The organism is Helicobacter sp. 'house sparrow 1' (assembly GCF_900199585.1).
Lineage (GTDB): Bacteria > Campylobacterota > Campylobacteria > Campylobacterales > Helicobacteraceae > Helicobacter_H.
This window is the reverse complement of sequence record NZ_FZQY01000006.1, coordinates 16,457-40,269: the sequence shown is the minus strand read 5'-3', so window position 1 is coordinate 40,269 and position 23,813 is coordinate 16,457. Positions and strand designations below refer to the sequence as shown.

The following is a 23,813-nucleotide window of genomic DNA, read 5'->3' as shown; positions in this document are numbered from 1 at the left end:
AGGATTAAAATACAATTATAAAAGATGAGAGTAGCTATCAGTCAAGAGTAGATTAAAAACTTTTTAGGCTAAAGATCATTCTTGATTTTTATAATAATCCTTGCTTTCTGGATTTAATAAATCTTTACCACTTTGTATCATTTCTTCATAAATCTTTATTTTGTGCTCCACCATCTCTAAGGATTTCTTAGTGGTTTTTAGCAGTTGTTTTACTTTATTTCTCTGTTTGCAGAGCATTTCTTTTCTCTCTTTGATGCTATCCATTCCTTGAGATGCTGAAAGAATATATTTTTTTATATCTTCTAAGCTCATTTGCATGGATCTCAAACACTCCACCCACAATGCCCAATCAATATCTCTTTGAGAAAAATATTTCACACCATTTTTATCTCTTTGAATAAAAGGAAACAAACCCTTTTTGATCCAAAATCTTAGGGTATGCGAAGAGATGCCTGTTTGTCTTTCTACTTCAATAATTGTATATGCCATTGATTTCCTTAACCAAAAATTTTTCTAAGATGTGCTTCATAATCTTTCTTATATTGTTGCACCTGTGGATCTTTGATCACATTAAAGCAAGCAAAACTCTCTAAAGCCTGCATTCCAATAAACTGATGTGCTTTATGTAAATGAAACAATACTCCATCAATTCCCACTCCTTCAAAAAATTGATTTTTTTCTATAAAAGCCTCTAGTGGCGCATTCCAAGTCATGGAGAAAAGATATTTTTTATGATGATTTAATCCGCCACTGCCATATTTTTTACTCTCATCATCCCTGCTTCTACCATCTCCACTAAAAAGCTTTCCATAAAGGCCCATAAAAACCTCATCTATATACTTCTTTACAATCCAAGGTTCCCCCATCCACCAAGCAGGCATTTGATAAATCATCACATCAGAATCTAAAATCTTTTGCACCTCATCTTCAAGGATATATCCTTTGTCTATATGAGTTTGCTGTATCTTATAACCCAAATCACTTAAAACTTCTATGGCTAGATTATGCAATGTATTATTAATTCTTCCCTCAGAAGCCCCAAAAACCTTAGCACCATTTAAAAGTAAAATATTTTTCATTTTTTATCCTTAAAAATTTAGTCTTAACCCTAAAAAACACAAGCAACTAAAATTAGCTACAAAAATTAGCATTTAATTATAAAAGATGAGAGTAGCTATCAGTCAAGAGCAGATTAAAAACTTTAGATTAAATAAGGCAATAAGGTGTGTATAAAAATGGAGGGATGGCCGGGGTAAAGCTATCATAAATTATGGTTTCACATCATCTTTGCAATCTCTAAAAAAACACAAACTTTTATAATCTATGTGAGAGCAAACCACAAAATACTAAACTCATACAATCTTTTATCACTTATTTCTTTTAAAATCCAAGCAACCATTAAAAGAACTAAAAACTAATAACCCTATAAAAGAGTATTTTTAAATACTCAAGGGATAAAATATTTTTATCAAAAAGAAAAATTGATTTTAATCCAAGTAAGAAGAAAACAACTCTAAAAGTATCTCTTAGAATCTAGCTAGATTCTAAGATTTTTATTTATTTTTAGCAACTAAACCAATTATTTTTTTAAACCTGCTTTACCTGCGATAATAAAGCGCAATGCATTCAACTTAATAAAACCTGCTGCATCTTTTTGGTTATAAACACTATCTTCTTCAAAAGTGCTATAAGCAGCATCAAACAAAGAATTCTTAGATTCTCTACCCAAGATTGTTACATTCCCTTTATAAAGCTCTAGTCTCACAATCCCCTCAACTCTTTCTTGAGTTTTATCAATCAGTGCCTGCAAAGCCTCTCTTTCTGGAGAAAACCAATAGCCATTGTAAATTAAACTTGCATACTTTGGCATTATTTCATCTTTAAGATGCATCGCCTCTCTATCTAGGCATAAAGATTCAATTGCACGATGAGCCTTTAGATAAATACTTCCCCCTGGTGTCTCATAGCAACCACGCGATTTCATCCCCACATAGCGATTTTCTACAAGATCCAATCTACCAATTCCATGCTTACATCCAAGCTCATTTAATTTTTCCCAAAATTGCGCAGGAGAGAGCATATCTCCATTGATTGCTACCCCATCTCCTTGTTTAAATTCAATTGTAATGACTTCAGCTTCATTGGGTGCTTCCTTAGGCGATTTTGTCCATCGCCACATATCCTCTTCAGGTGCCATATTTGGATCTTCTAGAATCTGTCCCTCATAAGAAATATGCAATAAATTTGCATCCATAGAATATGGGGATTTATTTTTTTTCTTTTCAATTTCAATTCCAGCTTCTTGTGCATATGCTAAAAGCTTCTCTCTACTATTTAAATCCCACTCTCTCCAAGGAGCAATCACTTTAATATCAGGATTTAGTGCATAGGCACCTAACTCAAATCTCACCTGATCATTTCCCTTTCCAGTAGCCCCATGTGCAATAGCATCAGCACCCTTGAGAGCTGCAATCTCTACCAATCTTTTTGCAATCAGAGGTCGTGCTATGCTTGTGCCTAAGAGATACTCTCCCTCATAAATTGTGTTTGCACGAAACATTGGGAATACAAAATCCTTGATAAATTCTTCTCTTAAATCCTCTATAAAAATATTTTCTGGTTTAATTCCTAACTTTTGAGCCTTAAGTCTTGCAGGCTCTACTTCTTCTCCCTGCCCAATATCTGCAGTAAAAGTGATGACTTCGCAATTATAAGTATCACCTAGCCATTTTAAAATCACACTTGTATCTAGTCCTCCAGAATAAGCTAAAACTACCTTTTTAACCATCTCAATATCCTTTTTATATCTCTTTTTAAAACCAAAAATATAAAAATAAAATTTTTAAATCCTACCCTTTTATCCTGCATATTTTTGATATTTTTTAAGTTCTGTGATTTTATCATAAGCTAGAAAAGTTGTGCTAGAATCTGTGGCATAAAAAGCATTTCAGAGTATCTCAACAAGGCCTTGTCTTTGAAAAAATTAATCAAGAACTACCATTTTATTATTTTTTTTGTGAGTTGTTTTTTTGTATTTATCTATCAAAATACCTTTTGGAAAACTATAAAAACAACACTGGAGCTTTCTTCATTTTTTCAGCCTTCAATCTTATACATAGCTACTTTTCTTCTCTTCCTTTATGCCTTGATTCTAGAAATTTTAAATTGTATTTTTACTTATCGTATTTTTCTAACTCTTTTGGTAGCTATAGGTGCCCTTAGTGCCTATTATATGGATACTTTCAATATTAGCATTAATCCAATGATTATTGAGAGCTTATTTAAAACCAATGCTCAAGAAGCTAGGGATTTTATAAGTTTTTGGGCTATACTAAAAATCCTTGTCCTTGCTATACTCCCCTTATGTGTTATTTTTGGCATCAAAGTTAAAAAATCCTTATTAAAAACAAAACTTTTGTTAATTCTTTTTTATTTTTTTGGTCTTATTGCAATATGGTTTTTTAATGGAAAAAATATTATCTTTACCTTTAAAGCCTATAAACCAACTATTGATATGCTAAATCCTGTTGGTCCTATCCGATCCACCATTCGCTACATGTCAAACGCGCTTCACACTCCACATTCTTACACCTTTGTAGGACTGGATGCAACTTTAAGCCAAAATGATAGACCTAAAATTTTTACTCTTGTAATTGGAGAGAGTGCGAGGGCTGAAAACTTTGAACTCAATGGTTACCAAAGACCTACCAATCCTTTTATAAAATCCTTTGATTTGATTAATTTTGAGGATTTTTACTCTTGCGGTATTATCACGGCAATCAGTATTCCTTGCCTACTTACAGACCTTACACACCAAACCTATACTTCAAGAAACCTAAGCTTATTCCGTGATAATATCTTAGACATCGCACAAAGAGTAAAGTATGATGTTTGGTGGATAAGCAATAATGGGGGAACTTGTATGGGAGATGTCTGCAAAAGGATTAAAAACATATCCTATTATAATGAAGGTCACCTTGATGGTGATATGCTTAAAGAAATACAACATATCATTCAAGATGCAAAAAATAATACCTTTTTGGTGATAAACTTAAGAGGAAGCCACGGAAGCAAATATTTTGAACGATATCCAAAAGAATTTGAGTTTTTTAAACCTATATGCCAGGAAGAGAATCTTCAAAAATGTACTCAAGAGGAATTGGTTAATGCTTATGATAATTCTTTACGCTATAGTGATTATATCATTAGCCAAATTATTCGTGCGCTAGAGAAATCTCCTCTAGATGCTGGGCTTTGGTATGTTAGTGATCATGGTGAAAGTCTTGGAGAGTATGGGCAATTCATGCACGGAGGGCTTCCTTATAATCTTGCACCAAAAAATCAAAAACATATTCCTTCATATATTTGGCTAAACAAAGGTTTGAGAGAGATTTTTTTTAAAGATTTAAAAATAAAAGAACATAGAACTCTAAGCCATGATGAGGTTTTTCATACCCTGTTGCATTTTTTAAATATTCACACTAAAGATTATAACAATAAGCTTGATATCATCGGGGTTACGCAATAATTTATGCTAAAATGGGGGCTTTTATTTTTTTACAAAATAACAAGGTGGATTGAATTTTATGGAGAATAAAGAAGGCTTTCATAGAGTGATGAAAGAGCGTCATCTTATGATGATTGCTTTTGGTGGCGTAATTGGAACAGGTCTTTTTGTGGCAACTGGAGAAAATTTACATCACGCAGGAGCTCTTGGAACACTTTTGTCCTATTGTGTTGGTGCAATTATTGTTTATACAGTAATGTTGAGCTTAGGAGAACTTAGCTCAAGTTTTCCAAATACCGCAAGCTTTGGTGATTATGCACATCGTTTTATTAGCCCAAGCACTGGCTATGTTGTAACTTGGCTGTATTGGCTTACTTGGGTAGCTGCTCTTGGAGGAGAATTTACTGCTGTTGGGTTGATGATGCAAAAATGGTTTCCAAATGTGGATGTATGGATATGGGCAAGTATTTTTGGCATCATTATCTTTTCTCTAAATATCTGGACAGTGAAAATTTTTGCTGAAGGTGAATTTTTATTTTCATTTATTAAAGTTGCTGCAGTTGTCATTTTTTTATTCTTTGGTGCAGGCATAATCCTTTTTAATATTTTTCAAATTGGAGTTGCTGATACTTTCCAAAACTACTATAAAGATGGTTGGTTTCCAAATGGAGCCTCTGCAATCTTAATGACAATTTTAGCGGTTAATTTTGCCTTTTCTGGAACTGAAGTGATTGGAGTTGCCGTGGGTGAAACAAAAAATCCTCAAGTAGCTATGCCTAGGGCTATTAATGCGACTTTATGGAGATTGGTTGTATTTTTTATTGGTACTGTTTTTATTATCGCAACACTATTGCCCTACAATGATGCAAGAATTACCACAAGTCCATTTGTAGCAGTTTTAGATCGCATAGGTATCCCTTATGCGGGTGATATTATGAATTTTGTTATTATCATTGCAATTTTTTCTGTAAGTAATTCTGGACTCTATGCCTCATCAAGAATGCTCTGGAGCCTAGGAAAAGATAAGCAGCTTCCTGCTTTTTTTGGAAAAGTTAATAAGAGAGGTATTCCCACAAATGCTGTAATTTTTTCAATGCTTGGCTCATTGAGCGCGCTTGGTTCTTTGGTTTTTGCACCAGAAATTGTATTTTCAACCCTAATTGGAGTCTCTGGCTTCACTTCCATTCTCACTTGGATGTCTGTAAGTCTTGCACAGTATAACTTTAGAAAAAAATGCACCAAAGAAATGCTTGAAAAGCTCCCTTATAAGACTCCATTTATGCCTTTTACTCCACTAATAGCCCTATTTTTATGCGGAGCTTCTATTATAGGTTGTTGGTTTGATACAACTCAACAAATTGCTATTATTGCAACCTTAATTTTTATTGCTATTTGTTATGGTGCGTATTTCCTACAAAATAGAAAATCAAAGGAAAAAGAGATCTAGAGGATACCCCTTTCCTTGTTTTCTTAGGTCTATGAAGGCTCTCACAGCTAAAAAATCATCTTTTTGGATATTGGAGAGTCTTTGCTCAACTTGAGAGATCATTTCTAGATCACAAAGAATATATAAGAAACTAAGCTCTGCCTTTTCTTCCAAAAGAGTAAGATTTTCAAAAAACTTTAGCCATTCATCTGGACCAAAAAATCCTTTCAACTTTTTTGTCAGCCATATGTAATCAGAGGCTTCAAAATTAGCTTTTTTACAAAATTGAACCATCATCTTATCATCAATCATAAATTGAAGTTTCTTATATGCTTCAACTGCTTCAAATAGCATCGTCTTTGATAAATAAGTGGTATTTTCTAAAATTTTTGTAATTTCTTTTTGATTACATCTATTTAAAATACTTAAAAATACTTTTTCTTTAACTTCCTCACTATAATCGCCATCTGCTAGAATGCTAAAACCCAGCCTATAATCTTTCTTTAATCGATTTAAAATATTTTTAATATAAAAACTATTATCCAAAGATAGGTGGTATTTTTTTAAATCCTGCTCATATCCCAACTCAACTTGATTAAATACTTCAAAAATTCTATCAACTTTATTGATTCCACTATTTTGGCTATCAAGCTTTGGAGTTAAGGAGAATCTTTTTAATATCTTTGATAAAGTTAAAAAATTACGATCCCGATAGCTTATGGGCGTATAATTATCTCTGCAGGCCTGATCTAGAATCTGCAATATTAATTGTTGCAAATCTTTTTGTTGGTAAAAAACACTAATCCTGCTTACAACCCAATCTATTGCAAAAAACAATAATCCAAGTAAAAATAAAATACCTGCAAAAATACCCAATAAAACAATAAGTGGCACGGTAAAAACCTTGCCATCTTGCATTGATATTGAAACAAGAAATTCCTTGGGAAGGAAGTTATAGGCACATATCCCAACCACTAGCACTATTAATACCACAGAAGCAATATAGTACTTTAATTTCATTTACGCTCCTTGCCTTTTTTTTCCCTTTCATAAATCTCACGACATTTTATACAAAATTTTGCGTGAGGTTTTATCTTTAAACGCTCTATATTAATAATTTCATCACACATTTCACAAATCCCATAAGTATTTTTTGTAATCTTTTTTAAAGCTTTGATAATATCTCTAATCTCCCTATCATTTTTTTGAATGATCAAAGAATTAAGATTATTTTGCAAATTCGCTGAGACAATATCTGATGCATCATTTAAATTCATCTTAAATAACTCATCAATATTATGATTACTCAAATCAATGTTTTGCAAAATTTCTTCCAATCTAGATTCTAAAATTTGCTTTAATTTTTGCTTCTCACTAGGCTCTATCATCTTTCCTCCTTGTAACTCCTATTTGTGATAAGGGTGATGATTCAAAAGACTTAAACCTCTATAAATTTGCTCACATAGAACAATTTTTGCAACCTTGTGAGCAAATGTCAAAGAGCTTAAACTTAAAACTCTACCCCGTTTTAAAAATTCTTCCTCAAAACCATAAGCTCCACCAATAAAAAAACTTACTACACTATCTTGCAAAATTTTAGAAAACTCAAAGCTGTCTATCATCTTTGCTTTGGGATGTAAAATAACATTGCTTCCTTGATTTAAATAGGGAAGCAAGGCTTTTGTATATGCTGCCATAGCCTCTTTTTTTATTTTTTTCTGAGATTTTAGAATCTCAGAATTAAAAATGTTAAAAATCTTTAACTCCGCATTAAATTGTCTGCACAACTTTTGATAATGCAATATGAGTTCATCTTCCTTTTGATCCTTAGCTATACAATATAGGTTGATTCTCATTTTCTGACACCAGTATTCCAATAAGATCACTTAGTGTTTTTTTAAGATCCTTACGATGCACTACCATATCAATCAGTCCGTGCTCTAATAAAAACTCTGCTGTTTGAAAACCCTGGGGTAAATCAGCTCCTATAGTTTGCTTAATAACCCTAGCTCCAGCAAACCCAATCATTGCACCTGGTTCAGCAATAATCAAATCTCCCAAAAAAGCAAAGGAAGCACTCACACCACCAAAAGTAGGATCTGTCAGTAAAGAAATAAATGGCAATTTTGCCTCAGATAATTTATTAAGCGCAGCAGAAGTCTTTGCCATTTGCATTAATGAAAAAGTAGATTCCTGCATTCTAGCTCCACCACTTGTTGAAGAGATGATCAGAGCCTGCTTCATTTTAATTGCCCGATCAATAGCTCTTACAATTTTTTCTCCTTCTACGGAGCCCAAACTACCGCCCATAAAATCAAAATCAAAAACAACAAGTTGCACAGGTATTTTATTAATTCTAGCTTGACCAGAAATAACAGAACTTGGCCTCCCTGTCTTTTTTTGATATTTTTGTATCCTTTGCTTATAGCTTTCTTTATCAACAAATTGAAGTGGGTCTATAGGTGCTAATTCCTTATCAAATTCCAAAAAACTTCCCTCATCGCATAAAATACCAATACGATCAAGAGCAGAAATTCTAAAATGATAATTACACTTCGGACATACAAACATCTGAGAATGCACTTCCTTGTAATACATTAAAGCCCCACAACCATCACACTTTATCCAACAAGTTGAAGTGTCTTTTGACACTCTTTTTTCATCTCTTTTAAGATTTTTTAGAAAATCTGTAAAACCCATTCTTTTTCCTTGATGCTAAATAAAGTTCCACAAAATCATATCAAAATATTTACTTAGTTTATTATTAAAGTATTTTTTCTATTTTCTAAATTTTAAATTAAATTCAACTAAGTGTTCTGTTTAAACAATCTGCATCTTTTTTACCAAAACCAAGCCAGTAAATACAATCACAACTCCCATTTTATACTATCTTTTTAGTATCATAACATCTAAAAATGAGGTGGTTTTTGCAAGGCTATATCATTAAAATTACTCCACAAAAAAATGAAGATATACTTCTTTACATTCTTACACACTCTAAAATCAAAAAACTTTATCGCTTTTATGGTGCAAGACACAGTACCATTCAACTAGGAAAAAAAATTGACTTTGAGGTTGAGCAAAATGGTCTCTTTATCCCAAAGATTAGAAATATTACTGCATTAAATTTTATTTGGGAAAGAGATCTTGAGCGCTTGCAGGCCTGGCAACGCTACCTCCAAATCTTATATAAACACTTTCAAGGAATTGAAAATATTGATAGCTTCTATCTTGATATGCTAGATAATGGTGCCATTAAGCTTGCTTTACAAAATCCCTATAGGGTAATTTTAGAAATGTATGCATCTTTACTTCATTTTGAAGGTAGAACCCCAAGTTTTACTCATTGTTTTTTATGCTCTCAAGAACTTCAAGGACAAATTTCACTCGCAAGATCCTTTCTTATAGCTCATCAAAAATGCCTTGGATCCAACATATCTTTTTTTATTGATGATATAAAAGAGTATTTAATCAATCAAAGCACTGTTAAACTTAATGATAAATTAACCCTAAATTTATGGCAAATATTACTTCAAGGAATCTAAAAATGCTAAATCATTTTCTTGCAAAAAAGATTATTACTAGTCTTAATCGCCAACAAATAAAGATTTGCACAGCTGAGAGCTTCACTGGTGGTTTATTAAGTTATTATCTCAGTTCAGTTAATGGAGCATCAAATAGCTTTTTAGGGGGAATTACTGCTTACAGCAATGATATAAAAACAAATCTGCTGTCTGTCCCAGAAGATAAAATAAAACTCTATCAACCAGCAAGCTTAGAAGTATTAGATTCTATGCTTAAAGGATCTATCAATAGCTTTAATAGCGATATAGCCATTGCAAGCACAGGAATTGCAGGGCCAAGTCAAAAAAATACTAATGATCCTGTAGGCAATGTTTATCTTGGCATAATGCATAAAAATGGAAACAGCCATTTATTCCATTATCTTTTAAAGGGTAATCGCCACATGATACAGACTAAAGCCTGCACTCTAATTTTTAGAGAAACATTAAAATTTATAATATCTTTGAAATAGTCTTGACATTTTTTCAAAAAAGAAATATAATTCCGCTTCCTAGTTGAAGAAATCACTTGAAAACTTAAAAGTCTATGTTAGTAGACCCGTTAGCTCAGCTGGTAGAGCAATTCCCTTTTAAGGAATGGGCCGTTGGTTCGAATCCAACACGGGTCACCATTATAGTAGAAGTGGCCCCTTCATCTAGCGGTTAGGATACCACCCTTTCACGGTGGCTACAGGGGTTCGAGTCCCCTAGGGGTCACCACTTTTACTTACTTCTTCTTATTCTGTCAATAGGTCGCTTAGCTCAGTTGGTAGAGCGCTACCCTTACAAGGTAGATGTCACAAGTTCGAGTCTTGTAGCGACCACCACTCTATGGAGCGGTAGTTCAGCTGGTTAGAATACCTGCCTGTCACGCAGGGGGTCGCGGGTTCGAGCCCCGTCCGCTCCGCCATCAATAATATAATCCCTTTATTTTACGACCCCTTCATCTAGTGGCCAAGGATACCACCCTTTCTAGGTGGTCACGGAAGTTCAAATCTTTCAGGGGTCGCCATCATTTTATAATGATATATGGCACACCTGTTATTCCAGCATCAATAGCCACTTGATTAATCTTTTGAATAAAGTCTGTATTGAGCTTATCAGAAATCTTTACTTCATCACTAAATATTTTTTTCAAATAAGCTATTTTATCCTTTTGCTGTGTAATTGATTTTATATCTTGATAGACTTGGGCAGCCTTTTGCAAAGAATTTAAACCTAGCAAGCCACAAAATACCACTTTGATTTCTTTATAATCTTTAAGCAACTGATCTATTTTAGAAAATTCCTGTTTGCAATACTTACAATTTGCATCAAGTATCAGATAAACACTACCACTCTTAGCATTTCCCTTGAAATTAATCCAAGCATTCTGATTGAGATTTTCTAAAATTGCCTTATCACTTCTTTGCTTATTATAATCCATTACCTCTTTATAGACATCACGCATTATGTCTTGATAATGATCACTTGAAAAAATTAAAGGCTCGGCAATACCCATAACATTTTTCCCATCATTGGTTGTAAAAATAGGAATCCTCACGCCATTATTTTGTTGGATTATAGCGATACTTAATCCACTGTTTAATTCCTTAACCTCTATTACCTGAACATCAATCTCTTCTATCTTAAAGGTTTTGATTATATTTTCCTTCACATCTGATGACCATAACAATAAGCTTGTAATGCAAAAAATAAATATTTTTTTCATTCTCCTATTCCTTTCTTAAAAAATCCTGCTTTTGCATTGCCTGAACAATTTCCTTAAAAACTGGAGCGGCTGTCTGGCTTCCATAATAATCCTCTTTACCATGAGATCCAAAGGTTACAACACCAATCACATAGTTTTTGCTTCCCATTCTTACAAAACCAAAAAATGACCCATTATATAAATCGTCATAATACCCCCCTCCCTTTTTTGCAATCCTAGCAGTTCCAGTCTTGCCTCCAACCACTAAACCATCAATTTTTGCTCTCTTGCCTGTTCCATCTTCCACAGTTTTAATCAAAATCTCTTGAATTTTTCTAGCGGTTGAAGCAGAAATGGCTCTCTTTTTCTCAAATTCAAAAGTTTTAACCCCATCAATACCCACAATTTTACTAACCAAATGAGGAGTGACTAAAAAACCATCATTACAAAAAGCGCCATATGCCCTTAATAATTGGATAAAAGTACTACTCAACCCATACCCATAAGAGGCACTTGCCTTATAAATTTCCCCCGACAACTTTTTTGGACTTGGTATCACGCCACTTTTTTCATATGGCAGATCAATCCCTGTTGTTTCTGAAATACCAAAACTTTTTAATCCATCATAAAATTCTTGCCCACTTAATTTTTTGGTTAATTTCACCATCCCAACATTACTGGATCGAATGAGCACATCTTGAACTATAGAATTTTTTACAGGGAATGTGTCATCTTTTATCGTGTATCTCCCCAATTGATAGAATCCCTTATTTAAATCAATGGATTCTAAGGGGTTAATGAGCTTTTTTTCTAAAAGAATTGAAAATACAATAGGCTTAATGGTGCTACCTGGCTCAAATGATTTCTCCGATATACTGGCATTTAAATAATCATTTGTCCAAATATTTTTTGGATCAAAACGGTTGGTGGTTGCAAGCACCAAGATTGATCCATCACTTGGATCCATTACACCTGCCACAATCTCTTGTGCTTGATATTTTGTATTGAAACTATCCAAAAGGGCTTCTATTTTCTTTTGCAATCTTAAATTAATTGTCAGATAAATATCTGCCCCATCTTGTCTATCTTGAACTAGAGTGTCCCTATCATAAATAATATTAAACCCTATATCTCTTTTTCCTTTTAAAAGACCATCTTTTATGGGTTCTAAAAGTTGGTTATAATATCTCTCAACCCCCTTTATACCATTTGGTTTAGTCAATAATCCCTCTTCCTTTTTTTGCACATAACCCAAAACTGGCTCTAAAGCATCATTATAGGCATAAACCCTGCTAACACCACTAACTTCAACATTTAAGCCCATTTTCTGAAAGAATCTGCCATCTTTATCCACATATTCTTGAAACACATTTAATGCCAAAAGCTTGCTATTTAGTTGTTTTAGATTCTTAGCAACATCAGATGTGAGATTAAATGATAAAACTACATATCCTCTTCTTTTAAGCTTTTCTAAGATTTCTGGGATTGCAATCCCACTATAAATAGAGAAAAGTCTAACAAAAAGTGCTTTCTTATCAGGATTGATGGAATTAGTATTAACACTTACTTTATAGAGTTTTTTACTTGAGGCTAGTGTAAAATCATCACTACTAAATATATCGCCTCTAACTGCAATATCAGTTTTTGAAGTGATCAAAGAAAGACTGCGACTTGAGTTTGAAAAAACCTTATAGCTTATTACAAAAGCAAAAATTGCAACGCATACAGAAAGAAAAGAGAGAGTAAAAAAGACCTTAAGGGCTCTTGTACTCTTTGAACTAGATTGCACTTCCATTGCAACACTAGACTTGCGTTCTTAAAATCTCTTTATATGCGCTGATGGCTTTATTCCTCACCTCTAGCATTAATTTCATGTTAGTTTCAGCCTTACCAATTGCTATGGCTGCTTGATGCAAATCTTTTACTTGCCCTGTTGCCATATCCGCTAAAGCCTTATCAGAAGCCTCTTGTGTTTCATTTAACTCATCAATTGACTTTTTTAGTAGTTTTGTGAAGTCATTTCCATTAGCTCCATTTACTTTGCCAACAGAAGAGCGATTAAGAGAATTTAAATCTGATATTTTATTTATTTGAACTTTTTCCATTCTTTCTCACTTAAAAACTAAGCTTGCAACATCATAATAGCATTATTTGCCATATTCTTTGCACTCTGAAAAGCTGCAACATTAGCCTGATAAGCTCTAGTTGCTTCTACCAAATCAGCCATTTCCACAACTGGATTTACATTTGGATATGCAACATATCCCTGCGCATTTGCATCAGGATGACTTGGATCATATTTCATCAATGGCTCCCTGTCATCCCTAACAACCTTATCCACATAGACGCTCATTATAGCAGGTTTTGGTAATATAGCGAAATCTCCCTCATCCAAAGGATCCTCATATTTTAGATGTCCATTGTCCTTAGCCAATTTCTTATTTAAAACTTCATTAAAATCAAAAGCTTTAAAAACAACTTCTTGTCTCCTGTATGGACCACCCTCTGCTGTTCTTGTGGTGTTTGCATTTGCAATATTACTTGAGATGATGTTAGTTCTAAATCTTTGCGCAGATAACCCATACCCACTAATATCAAAACTTGATAAAAATGACATAATAACTCCTCTACTTCACTAAAATCTTATAAGTTCTTTCCAGAATCTACTGCATAAGCAAAAATTCCTTTATGCTTCTTTAAAGCCGCAGTAAGTGCCTGATACATTACACTATTTTTTCCCATCTCACTTGTTTCCACATCTAGATCTACACTATTTCCATCATTTCTGGCCAAATGCCCATCTCTAAAGAAAAAAGTTGCCTCATTGGGATACATTTCCTTTCCTTTGAGATGTTTTTTTGACGTTTGAGCCATTGGCAACTCTTGAGATTGTTGGTAGTTAAATATCCTTTCCTTCTCTCTAGATAAATAATGTTCAAAGTCAATATCCTTGGGTCTATAAAAGGGCGTATCCACATTTGCAATATTACTTGCTATTAAATCTTGTCTTAATGAACGATAATCTAAAGCCTTATAAACTAAAGAATAAGCCTTTGAACTTTCAAATGTAGAATCTAACAAGGTCACTCCTAACTTCAAGTTAAAAATATACAAGCAAATATTATTCCGTTTTATTGCTATATTATTACAATCCTAAGGATATGAAGTTATTAAGTTTTTGGTAGAATCACTTACTACAACAAAAGCAAAATCTAATCCCTTGAGGTTCTTATGGCAGATACTAAGCTCTTTATCTATACTACAATACTAATCACAGTTGGAACGATTATGAGCTATTCCCTCTCCACATATCCTACAATACTTTATCATTACAGTCCTATGCATTTTTTTTCAAGGGAATTTGTCATAGCCCTAATTGGTATTTTTTTGATGTGGGGAATTTCTTATTTTGATATGGACAAGGTTTTGGGGAAAATTGGCATTATCTTTCTTGCAATCTTTTCTACCCTGATTGTTTTTTTTATCTTTCTTCCTGAAAGCATTGCTCCTACTATAAGTGGAGCTAGAAGATGGATCAAATTGCCATTTTTTCCTATTGCAATAGCCCCTATTGAATTTTTCAAAATAGGCTTTATCTGGTTTTTATCCTGGAGTTTAACAAGAAAATATCAAAGCAAAACTAGTGTCAGTATGCGTTTTTTAGAAGAATTCTCAAAGATTTTGCCCTATGGTTTTCTACTAGCACTTGTTTTTGTTTTTGTAGCAATTTTTCAAAATGATTTAGGGCAGACTGTTTTGCTTGGTATTGTTATGGCAGGGATGATACTACTCTCTGGTGGTAGCTTTAGAGTAATTAGTTCTATGACTCTTTTAGCAATCATAGGAATTGCAATGAGCGTAGTTTATAAACCACACAGATTAAATAGGATTAAAACTTGGTGGTCTGGTGTTCAAGATCCTATTTTGGCTATTCTCCCAAAGAATGTTGCAAACTTTATTAAAACAGAGAACTTGCCAGAACCCTACCAAATTCTCAATGCAACGCAGGCAATTCAAAATGGTGGAATTACTGGACAAGGTATTGGTCAAGGCACTATAAAACTTGGTTTTTTAAGTGATGTGCATACTGATATGGTACTAGCTGGAATTGCCGAAGAAGCTGGTCTTATAGGACTTGGATTTTGTTTTTTATTGTTTTTTGTTATTGTTTTTAGAATCTTTAAAATTGCAAACAGAATGGAGCAAATGCCTCATTTTCTCTTTTGTATGGGTACTGGATTAATGATTTCTTTTTCACTCCTAATCAATGCTTGGGGGATTGCATCTATTATCCCCTTAAAGGGGATTGCAGTCCCATTCTTAACATATGGAGGAAGCTCACTGCTTGCTAATTGTATTGCAATAGGACTTGTCTTAGCCTTATCAAAAAAGGCAAAGAATCTTTATTGAATGCTCTTTAATGGAGCCTCATAGTCTGGTTCATTTGTAATTTCTGAACAAATTTCCTGATATACAATCTTTCCTTGAGGATCTACTACAATCACTCCCCTTGTTAAAATTCCCTCTAGTGGTCCCTCAGCAATTAAAACTCCATACTTACTAGCAAACTCTTTTCTTCTAAAATCGCTTAGCACTTCTAAGTTAGCAATTCCCTCTGTTGAGCAAAATCTCCCCTGAGCAAAAGGCAAATCCATTGAAACAACAAATACTTTTGCATTCTTAATCTCTGAAGCTTTTTTATTAAAAGTTCTTGTTTGAGTAGCACAAACTCCTGTATCAAGGCTTGGAACAATATTAATAATTTGATAAAATCCTTGGGCGCCTCCCACTTTAACTTCAGTTAAATCCTTGCTCACCAAACTTACTTCTGGAGCAACATCACCTACATTTTTTACATTTCCTTCTAATAAAACATCTTGTCCTTGAAATTTTACTTTCATATCATTTTTCCTTTTACGAATTTATATAACTAAAGTCTCATTTAGCACCAAAGATTCTAATATATTTTCTCAAATATCACTAAACCTTTTTGTTTTTTGAAAAAATCGAACCAAAGAGATAAACAGAGCAGTGATTGCAGGTCCTACAATAATTCCCCAAAATCCAAAAGAAGAAAATCCGGCAAAAATTGCAAAAAATATGATAATTTCATTGAGCTTCAATGGCTTTTTCAAGATTCTCTTATTTACAAACCCAATAATAAAAGGCTTAATCACATTATCAATAAAAAATCCAATAAATACCAAAGAATAAAGAGCTATAAAAATGGCTTGATTAATATGTCCAAAATAAAGTTCATAGCCTACAACTGGAATCCAAACCAATGCACCACCTACTACAGGAATCAAGGAAGCAATTCCATATAAAACTCCTAGCAACATAGCATTGTTATAGCCAAAACAATAAACCAAAATACTAAAAGCCACACCCTGCAATAATACATTTATAAAAGAAGTAAAAAGTACAATTTTTAAAACCCCACTTACTTCCTCAAAAATCTCGTGTGTTTGGTGAATGTTTAGGGGAATGAAGCGCAAAAAATTTATATAAATGCTTCTCCCATAATAAAATAAGAAAAATAAAAAAATTACAATAAAACAAATATCCACAACAAAATAAATCCCCTCTTTTCCAATATATGAACTGATCAAAAAAATATAGTCCATAATATTTTGCGTAGATAACTTTGTTTTTATAATCTCTAAATGAGGTTGTAAAAAAGATAATAAATCTAGCACCTTAATAATACCTGTTTTACTTGCCTCAATATAACTAGAAAACTGTTCGGGTTTAAAATTTCTAAAAAATATCATTGCTTGTTGCAACAAAAATATAAGAGGTAAAATCAAAAACATTAAAAGAAATAAAACACTTAATAAAGTGCTTAAAAGATTAACTCTACAAATTTTATCTAGGCTTACTTTTATATTAAAAGTTGCAATACAAATCAAACTAGCAACCAAAAAACTCATTAAAAAACTCTTATAGAGATAGAGCATACCTGCAAGCATTCCAAAAACAAGAATGGTAAAAAAATACTTTCTTTGCAAAATCCTACCTTTAAAACATTCTATCTGACTGATGATAAGTAGCAATTATAGTCTTTTAGTTTATAATTAAGAAAAAATTTTTTTAATAGGCCAAGTAAATGATTTTAGAAAAATATTCTGGCAGTGGAAATGATTTTTTAATTACCCACTTTTATCAATCTACAAATCCAAAACAAATAGCAAACCTTGCTAAGGAGCTTTGCAATAGAAATCTTGGCATTGGTGCAGATGGATTGATTATATTAAAACCACATTTAACTTATGCCTATGAATGGTTGTTTTTCAACTCCGATGGATCCTATGCAAAAATGTGTGGCAATGCAAGCAGATGTGTGGGACATTATGCCTTCAAACATAAACTAGCTCCAAGAAAACATACATTTTTAGCTACTGATTTGTTAATAAAAATAGAAGTTAAAGGCTTTAATGTCCTAAGTAACCTAGGAAAGTTTAGCCCAATCACATCATTAAATCTTAAAAGCTTCTATGGAGATATGGCCTATCTTATTGACACAGGGGTACCTCATTTGGTTATTTTTACACAGCAACTAAAAAATCTACCTTTACATAAAACACAAGAATTAGAACAACTAAGAAATCTCTATAATGCAAATATTAATATTGTTTATAAAGAGAATAATCATAAACTTTATGTCCATACATATGAAAGAGGGGTAGAAAACATAACATTGGCTTGTGGAACAGGAATGGGAGCTGCTTGTGTTGTAGGACATCACCTATTTCAAATGGATACCAAAATAACATGTATTCCACCTAGTAAAGAGGAACTTGTATTTTTTATAAACAATAATGAAATTAGTTTTGAGGGGAAAGTAAAATATATTGCTACTTGTATAATCTAAAATTTATAAGCATAGGATAGAAAAACCTGAATAAGCCTCATATTCTCCGTAATTGACTTTAAGTCAAAGGGGTATTTCATTCCAAGCCTTATGAGGTGACTCTCATCAATACAGCTTTGAATCCCCGCATTTAAAAACATCAGACCTTTATTTTGGACTTCATTACTTGTTATATTCTCAATCACAATTGCATTTTCTTCTCTTGAATAGCCAAACCCAATTCCGCCATATCCTCCCAATCTAGCCTTTTCACTAATTTGAGCCTCAAGTACAAAATCTGCATTAAGAGAAACTTGTAAATTGACTTTGGTTGCCAATCCACTGGGTTTTAACCCAATTGAAGATTCAATATAAGCCATTATCGAAATCTCTCTTAATGGCTTAAACTCATACCCCCCAAGTAAATACCAACTTGGTATTAGAGTATGTTTTTTTTGAGAAAAGTTATCATTTATCCCTATCCCAAAACCTACAAAAATATTATTTCTATCATATGCCCCAAGGGAAACAATGCTTAAAAAAACTAAAAGTACACATAACCTTTTTTTCATTTCTTCTTTTTCTTCTTAGATTGATAAAGTCTTTTAACTTTATCATCAATTGGTGCAACAAGTGTATATAAAATCGGAACAATCAGCAAACTTAAAAACATTGAAAGTAATAAACCTCCAATCATTGAAATACCAATGGGCGATTTCATTGCATAGCCACTACCTGTCGCAATTGCTAAAGGTAGCATACCAAATACCATTGCAATTGTTGTCATCAAAATTGGCCTAAGTCGAGACTCCCCTGCATATAAGATTGCTTCATAAATGCCATCCCCAAACTGCTTTCTTCTTTCATTTGCCACATCAATTAATAATGTTGCATTTTTACCCACAATTCCAATAAGCAAAATCAATCCCATAAATGAAAAAATACTAAAGGGTTGATTAGCAAACTTGAGGGCAAAAAATGCTCCCGCAAAAGATAAAGGCATTGTTATCATAATAATTAAAGGCTCAAGCAAAGATTCATATAAGGCTGCAAGAATGAGATAAATTAAAATAAAAGCAGTAATAACTGCAACACCAAATGACACTACCGCTTCTGCCATATTATCCGATTCTCCACTCAAAGCATAATTTGCTCCTGGTTCAAGCCATTGTGATAAAACTTCTGGCTTTGTAGTTTCTTGAACAATATCTTGTAAAGAGATTCCAGAATTTTGGATTGGCGCAGCATAAACTGTTACGCTTCTTTGCCTACTAAAGCGACTTATTAGCGATGGTGCTTGAGAGACTTCAATATCAATCAATCCATCTAAAAACATTAACTGCCCACTTGCATTCTTAACCTGTAATTTTTTAATATCCTCAACAGAAACTCTTTGGTCATTTGGAACACGCATTGTAATTTTATACTCTTTACCATTCTCCTTAAAATAGGCTGCCTGAGTAGATCCTGAAAATGCTGCATTAATAACACTACCAATTGTACTAGCACTAATACCATATTTATCTGCATATTGACGCAATATAGTAATCTTATACTCTGGTTGGATATCTGATGTGCTTGTATGATAATTCCCAACCTTTCCTTTTAAGACATCTGATTCTAAAAGTATTGCCCTAAGTTTTTCAACACTTTTATCCACAAGCTCTTGGTTTGGAGCAAATACCGTAACTTGGAATGGTGTATTGTCTCCTCCACCCAATGTTGGCACTTCTGAAGTAAAGAGATTTAACCCTTGTGCTACTTTGGTAGCCTTAAGCTCACTTTGAACCTCTTTCATTATTTCAAATTGCGTCTTTTTTCTCTGTGAAATTGGCTTTAAAGATACATAAATTCTTGATTTAAAGACACTTTGTATTGATCCATATCCAACCTCTGCTGTGGTATATTCCACATCTGGATTCTCACCAACAATCTGTCTAAGTGCCTCAGTCCTTTGTTTCATATCTTGGATACTAATACCTGGTTTTGTTTCAACCCAAACATAAAACTCTGACTTATCTTCTTGTAACATAAACTCTCCACCCAAAGATTTTGCAAAGTATAAAGAAAGACTAAAAATTGCAACAACAAGAACGATAAATACCACTCTTTGTCTTAATACAAAATTTAAAACCTTGGCATAAGTATTTTGCATTTTTTCAAAAAATGGCTCACTCCAATGATAAAATTTAGATTGCTCTGAACTCACAATCAATGAGCTCACCATAGGAATTACCGTAATTACCACAAAATATGAGATAACAACTGCTAAAGCTACTGTAACCCCAAAGCTCTCAAAGAATCGACCCATAATTCCTGACATATTACCTATAGGGATAAACACAGAAAGCAACATTGCTGAAATTGCAATAATTGCAAATGCAATTTCTTTTACCCCCTCATAAGCGGCCTTCTTTCTTGGCATTCCTTGTTCAAGCTTTTTGTGAATATTTTCAATCACAACAATCGCATCATCTATAATAATACCAATTGCTAGAGTCAGGGCCATCATTGTTAGCATATTAAGAGAATATCCCATCATCTGAATCAGTGCAAAAGTTCCTAAAATAGAAACAGGCAAGCTCACTGCTGCAACAAGTGTAATTGTAACACTGCGCAAGAATAAAAATACAATTAATACTGCAAGAACACCACCCAAAATAAGATCAAATTCAACATCTTTAATAGAACTTCTAATATATGTTGTTGTATCCAAAAAAGGTCTTATCTCATAACCTTCACTCACTGTTTTGATGTTTTCTAAAGCATCATAAACCCCATTGGCAATTTCAATATCATTTGCACCAGAAACCTTTTGTATCTGGAATATTACCCCAGGCTCATTGTTATAAGTTGCATAAGTAGTTTCTTCTTCAAGCCCATCTTCAATTACTGCAATATCACCAAGTTTAATATTATTACCTACTCTAATATTGCTAATATCTTCAATGCTATATCCATTTGCATCTACAGTAATTGTGAAATCTTTGGTCCCATTATCAATTTTTCCACCATTAACCTCAATATTTTCTTGTCCCAATGTATTAAAGACAGTATTATAGGTAAGATTGTATTTATTCATCAAAACTGGATTTACATAAACCCTGATTTGTCTTTCTCTATATCCACTAAGCTGAACTCCACCAACTCCTGAGATTTTTTGAAGCATTGGCTTTACCACTAAATCTGCATGCTTCATCAATTCTGCACTAGACTTTGTCTTAGAGCTCATAAACAAAGAAATAACAGCCTGACCACTAGTATTAAACTTCTTTAATGCAGGTTGCTGAATATTAGAATCATCAAATTTGATAGATGAAATTTGACCAATCATATCTGTCATTGCTTCTTGAATAGGCTTTTCAAGTTGGAATTCTGCAATTACTAAACTCACATTCCTTGCACTATTTGATTTGATAGTTTTTAGGCCATCAATTCCCATTACAGCCTCTTCTATCTTATCAGTTACCTTACTCTCTATAATTTCTGCACTTGCCCCCGGATAGGAAGTAGAAACCACAATAATAGGAAAATCTACATTTGGAAATAATGAAACAGGAATCCTATTAAGTCCTAGAATTCCAAAAAACATCACCGCAAGGGCAAACATTAATGTAGTAACTGGGCGTTTAATTGCAAACTTATACATTACTTAGTCCTTATAAAACCATCACCAAAAATACCCGGTGTCATATCATTACTAGCCTTTGCTTCAGCAGTCATTTTGCGTGTATCTTCATTAATAGTAGGGTAAATTTTTGTGATCACAGCCTTCTCTTTCTTATTACCTCCCTCAATAGAGTAATAAAAAATGTCCCCAACTCTTACATCATTCAAATATCTAGAATCAAATTCAATTACAAATTTTTTTTCGTGACTAACCAATCTAAAAAGCGTTGTAGTATTTTGTCCAACCCCATCACCCAACTCAACATTTTTTTCTGCAATCACGCCATCAAAAGGAGCTAATAAAGTGGTTTTATCAAGAAGAGCCTTATAATATTTATAATCAGCTTCAAGCTTTTTATAGTTTGAGTAATATTGCTCAAGTGTATTTTTGTCGACAGCAGCGCCTGTTTTACTATAACGATTATATTGATTCTTTGCAAAAATAAATTGTTGTTTAACCGCCAATGTTTGGGCAATCCTATCTTGATTTGCCAACTTCAACAAAACCTCACCCCTCTTTACAACACTTCCAACATCTACCTTGATTTGATCAATAGTCCCAGAACTATCTAGAGTAAGTTTTGCATCTTGAACTGCTTTAACATTAAAAAGTGCATAAACCTCTGCTGAAAACATAAAACCAATACTAGATGCTACAAGAATAAGCTGTCTTAAAATTTTCATATACTACTCCTTGATAAAGTCTTTTATTTTTTGTCCGCTATAAAAAATGTAGTTTGCTTTTTGCAACTCATAATTATTTAAACTTTGATTAAAGGTTGATTCTGCGTCAAATTTTGTACTTAACGCCTGTAAATAGTCTGTGAAGTTAATCAAATTAGCCTCATATTTTTTCTTTATATTTGCATAGGCAATATTTGCAGATTTAAGATTATCTCTTGCAGATTGAATCTTTTTCTTTGCTATTTCTAAAGTTTTTCTATAAAGCTCCTCATCCTTTTTTTGCTCCAATCTCTTATAAGCAAGAAGTTTTTCATTGGCAAGTTGCCCTGCCTTTAAATATTGCTTTTGAAATGTTAAACCAACATCATCAAGTAACTTTAAAGTTACGGTGATACTCACTACATTTTGCATATCAGGATAGAGGGCAGAAAAGGCTGGATTTCTTGATACATAGGCTGGCTTTTGAATATTATAGGTAAAAGTATTATTAAGATCTACGGTAGGAAAATAATGCAACTGCTTATTTTGAAAAATTTGAGCATTGATCTGCTGTCTTAAAGAGACAATATCACTTCTATCTTGAATCTTAAATTCAGGCAAAGACATCTTTTCATAAATCAATCCCCCTATTTTTAAGTTTGTAAGATATTCAAGCATTAATTTATTTTGCTCCACAGACATCTGGGCATCCGCAATCTGATATTTACTCAATGAAGCTTGTGCTCGAAGCGACTCAAGATTATCAATAGGAGTGAGACCTTGAGAATAGAGCTTTTCCACTCTTTGAACATCAGAACTAATCTGCTCAAGCTTTTTTTGCAAGGAAATAAGCTTGGAGAGATTATCAAAATAGCCATAATACTGTTGCAAAACTTGCAAGTAGATACTTTGTCTTGTATATTCCTCATCAGAGAGGGTGGATAGGTAAGTTGCATTTTTTTCACGCACTGTATTTAAGTCGGCAAGTCCATTAAACAAATTTAGTTTTAACTTAGCATTTGCATTCTGCATATCATATTGGGAATCTGTTTGTGTGTTCCTATAAACATTTTGAAAAGAATAGTCTAGATCCAAAGATGGTAAGAACATTCCTTTTGCGACCAAAATACCTCTTTTTGCCTGAACTACACTCAAAACTTTGGCTTGTATTGAATAATTAGAATCTGATGCTTTAATTAATTCCTTTAAAGTATATTTGTCTTTTACATTTTTCTGCATCTTTTGGATGTCAGACATAATACTTAGATCAGATGCAATATCCTGCTGAGATTGTGCAAAAACGAAACTAGCAATAAAGAGGACTTTAAAAAAAACTACTCTATTTCTCGCAAACATCTGTTCTCCTAGTCTTTTTGTGTTTAGTTATAAAAAAATAATATAAGGTGGAATTCTACCAAAAATTTATATTAAATATAGTTGCA

General features: G+C 33.1%; 24 protein-coding genes and 5 tRNA genes. 11 read left to right on the top strand and 18 right to left on the bottom strand.

Annotated features, from left to right (window positions below; translation table 11 throughout):
* Positions 1-75 precede the first annotated feature (75 nt).
* From C6H31_RS03810 to C6H31_RS03800, 3 genes are all read right to left on the bottom strand, one after another.
* On the bottom strand, positions 76-489 hold the full coding sequence (locus C6H31_RS03810) for a MerR family transcriptional regulator (protein WP_104697494.1): 414 nt from the start codon (positions 487-489) through the stop codon (positions 76-78).
* Between the two features lie 8 nt (positions 490-497).
* A complete protein-coding gene (locus tag C6H31_RS03805; protein WP_104697493.1) occupies positions 498-1,079 on the bottom strand; it encodes an NAD(P)H-dependent oxidoreductase in 582 nt (193 codons plus the stop codon).
* Positions 1,080-1,579: 500 nt separating this feature from the next.
* Positions 1,580-2,788, bottom strand: a complete 1,209-nt coding sequence (locus C6H31_RS03800; RefSeq protein WP_104697492.1) for an argininosuccinate synthase — start codon at positions 2,786-2,788, stop codon at positions 1,580-1,582.
* Between the two features lie 186 nt (positions 2,789-2,974).
* Between C6H31_RS03800 and C6H31_RS03795 the strand changes: the two genes are divergently transcribed.
* Both C6H31_RS03795 and C6H31_RS03790 read left to right on the top strand, forming a co-directional pair.
* A complete protein-coding gene (locus tag C6H31_RS03795) occupies positions 2,975-4,528 on the top strand; it encodes a phosphoethanolamine transferase (protein ID WP_158654745.1) in 1,554 nt (517 codons plus the stop codon).
* 58 nt (positions 4,529-4,586) lie between these two features.
* The gene (locus C6H31_RS03790) at positions 4,587-5,954 is read left to right on the top strand and encodes an amino acid permease (protein ID WP_104697490.1); all 1,368 of its coding nucleotides are present in this window, start codon (positions 4,587-4,589) and stop codon (positions 5,952-5,954) included.
* Here C6H31_RS03790 and C6H31_RS03785 read toward each other — a convergent pair.
* Genes C6H31_RS03785 through accD form a run of 4 tightly spaced genes read right to left on the bottom strand, consistent with a single transcriptional unit; the run spans position 5,934 to position 8,633 of the window.
* Positions 5,934-6,953 carry a hypothetical protein gene (locus tag C6H31_RS03785; RefSeq protein ID WP_104697489.1) on the bottom strand — a complete coding sequence of 340 codons (1,020 nt, stop codon included), beginning with the start codon at positions 6,951-6,953 and terminating at the stop codon, positions 5,934-5,936. The two genes, C6H31_RS03790 and C6H31_RS03785, sit on opposite strands and share 21 nt — an antisense overlap.
* Positions 6,950-7,321: an RNA polymerase-binding protein DksA gene (gene dksA, locus C6H31_RS03780; protein WP_104697488.1), complete on the bottom strand. Its 372-nt coding sequence runs from the start codon at positions 7,319-7,321 to the stop codon at positions 6,950-6,952. The genes C6H31_RS03785 and dksA overlap by 4 nt, the downstream gene beginning before the upstream one ends.
* Before the next feature lie 18 nt (positions 7,322-7,339).
* Positions 7,340-7,789: a 23S rRNA (pseudouridine(1915)-N(3))-methyltransferase RlmH gene (gene rlmH / locus C6H31_RS03775; protein WP_104697487.1), complete on the bottom strand. Its 450-nt coding sequence runs from the start codon at positions 7,787-7,789 to the stop codon at positions 7,340-7,342.
* Positions 7,761-8,633, bottom strand: coding sequence for an acetyl-CoA carboxylase, carboxyltransferase subunit beta (gene accD, locus C6H31_RS03770; protein ID WP_104697486.1), 873 nt, complete (start codon positions 8,631-8,633; stop codon positions 7,761-7,763). The genes rlmH and accD overlap by 29 nt, the downstream gene beginning before the upstream one ends.
* Before the next feature lie 227 nt (positions 8,634-8,860).
* On the opposite strand from accD, the gene recO reads away from it, so the two are divergent.
* From recO to C6H31_RS07005, 7 genes are all read left to right on the top strand, one after another.
* Positions 8,861-9,478 (top strand): recombination protein RecO, encoded by a 618-nt coding sequence (recO, locus tag C6H31_RS03765; protein WP_104697485.1) that lies wholly within the window; start codon positions 8,861-8,863, stop codon positions 9,476-9,478.
* Between the two features lie 2 nt (positions 9,479-9,480).
* Positions 9,481-9,969, top strand: coding sequence for a CinA family protein (locus tag C6H31_RS03760; protein ID WP_158654744.1), 489 nt, complete (start codon positions 9,481-9,483; stop codon positions 9,967-9,969).
* Positions 9,970-10,052: 83 nt separating this feature from the next.
* A tRNA-Lys gene (locus C6H31_RS03755) sits at positions 10,053-10,128 on the top strand.
* Positions 10,129-10,141: 13 nt separating this feature from the next.
* Positions 10,142-10,216 (top strand) — tRNA-Glu (locus C6H31_RS03750).
* A gap of 31 nt (positions 10,217-10,247) precedes the next feature.
* Positions 10,248-10,323: transfer RNA gene (locus tag C6H31_RS03745), tRNA-Val, on the top strand.
* A gap of 6 nt (positions 10,324-10,329) precedes the next feature.
* A tRNA-Asp gene (locus C6H31_RS03740) sits at positions 10,330-10,406 on the top strand.
* Between the two features lie 26 nt (positions 10,407-10,432).
* Positions 10,433-10,508 (top strand) — tRNA-Glu (locus C6H31_RS07005).
* Here C6H31_RS07005 and C6H31_RS03735 read toward each other — a convergent pair.
* From C6H31_RS03735 to flgB, 5 genes are read right to left on the bottom strand one after another with little or no spacing between them, the layout of a single operon-like run.
* Positions 10,509-11,207: a hypothetical protein gene (locus C6H31_RS03735; RefSeq protein WP_104697483.1), complete on the bottom strand. Its 699-nt coding sequence runs from the start codon at positions 11,205-11,207 to the stop codon at positions 10,509-10,511.
* 4 nt (positions 11,208-11,211) lie between these two features.
* Positions 11,212-12,981 carry a peptidoglycan D,D-transpeptidase FtsI family protein gene (locus C6H31_RS03730; RefSeq protein ID WP_104697482.1) on the bottom strand — a complete coding sequence of 590 codons (1,770 nt, stop codon included), beginning with the start codon at positions 12,979-12,981 and terminating at the stop codon, positions 11,212-11,214.
* A gap of 7 nt (positions 12,982-12,988) precedes the next feature.
* On the bottom strand, positions 12,989-13,291 hold the full coding sequence (fliE, locus tag C6H31_RS03725) for a flagellar hook-basal body complex protein FliE (RefSeq protein WP_104697481.1): 303 nt from the start codon (positions 13,289-13,291) through the stop codon (positions 12,989-12,991).
* A 17-nt stretch (positions 13,292-13,308) separates the two neighbouring features.
* Positions 13,309-13,803 carry a flagellar basal body rod protein FlgC gene (gene flgC / locus C6H31_RS03720; RefSeq protein WP_104697480.1) on the bottom strand — a complete coding sequence of 165 codons (495 nt, stop codon included), beginning with the start codon at positions 13,801-13,803 and terminating at the stop codon, positions 13,309-13,311.
* 26 nt (positions 13,804-13,829) lie between these two features.
* Positions 13,830-14,267: a flagellar basal body rod protein FlgB gene (flgB, locus tag C6H31_RS03715; RefSeq protein WP_104697479.1), complete on the bottom strand. Its 438-nt coding sequence runs from the start codon at positions 14,265-14,267 to the stop codon at positions 13,830-13,832.
* Positions 14,268-14,417: 150 nt separating this feature from the next.
* Between flgB and C6H31_RS03710 the strand changes: the two genes are divergently transcribed.
* A complete protein-coding gene (locus tag C6H31_RS03710; protein WP_104697478.1) occupies positions 14,418-15,596 on the top strand; it encodes an FtsW/RodA/SpoVE family cell cycle protein in 1,179 nt (392 codons plus the stop codon).
* On the opposite strand, the gene tpx is transcribed toward C6H31_RS03710, so the two are convergent.
* On the bottom strand, positions 15,590-16,087 hold the full coding sequence (gene tpx, locus C6H31_RS03705) for a thiol peroxidase (protein WP_104697477.1): 498 nt from the start codon (positions 16,085-16,087) through the stop codon (positions 15,590-15,592). The genes C6H31_RS03710 and tpx overlap by 7 nt on opposite strands.
* Before the next feature lie 69 nt (positions 16,088-16,156).
* Complete coding sequence (locus tag C6H31_RS03700) at positions 16,157-17,197, bottom strand: AI-2E family transporter (RefSeq protein ID WP_233709965.1); 1,041 nt, start codon at positions 17,195-17,197, stop codon at positions 16,157-16,159.
* Between the two features lie 98 nt (positions 17,198-17,295).
* On the opposite strand from C6H31_RS03700, the gene dapF reads away from it, so the two are divergent.
* Positions 17,296-18,060, top strand: a complete 765-nt coding sequence (gene dapF / locus C6H31_RS03695) for a diaminopimelate epimerase (RefSeq protein WP_104697476.1) — start codon at positions 17,296-17,298, stop codon at positions 18,058-18,060.
* Here dapF and C6H31_RS03690 read toward each other — a convergent pair.
* The 4 genes from C6H31_RS03690 to C6H31_RS03675 are packed head-to-tail and all read right to left on the bottom strand — an operon-like array spanning position 18,057 to position 23,727.
* Positions 18,057-18,611: an outer membrane beta-barrel protein gene (locus C6H31_RS03690; RefSeq protein ID WP_104697475.1), complete on the bottom strand. Its 555-nt coding sequence runs from the start codon at positions 18,609-18,611 to the stop codon at positions 18,057-18,059. The genes dapF and C6H31_RS03690 overlap by 4 nt on opposite strands.
* Positions 18,608-21,688: an efflux RND transporter permease subunit gene (locus C6H31_RS03685; RefSeq protein ID WP_104697474.1), complete on the bottom strand. Its 3,081-nt coding sequence runs from the start codon at positions 21,686-21,688 to the stop codon at positions 18,608-18,610. Before C6H31_RS03685 ends, C6H31_RS03690 begins: the two co-directional genes overlap by 4 nt.
* Positions 21,688-22,392: an HlyD family efflux transporter periplasmic adaptor subunit gene (locus C6H31_RS03680; RefSeq protein ID WP_104697473.1), complete on the bottom strand. Its 705-nt coding sequence runs from the start codon at positions 22,390-22,392 to the stop codon at positions 21,688-21,690. The genes C6H31_RS03685 and C6H31_RS03680 overlap by 1 nt, the downstream gene beginning before the upstream one ends.
* Positions 22,393-22,395: 3 nt before the next feature.
* The gene (locus C6H31_RS03675; RefSeq protein ID WP_104697472.1) at positions 22,396-23,727 is read right to left on the bottom strand and encodes a TolC family protein; all 1,332 of its coding nucleotides are present in this window, start codon (positions 23,725-23,727) and stop codon (positions 22,396-22,398) included.
* Positions 23,728-23,813 lie beyond the last annotated feature (86 nt).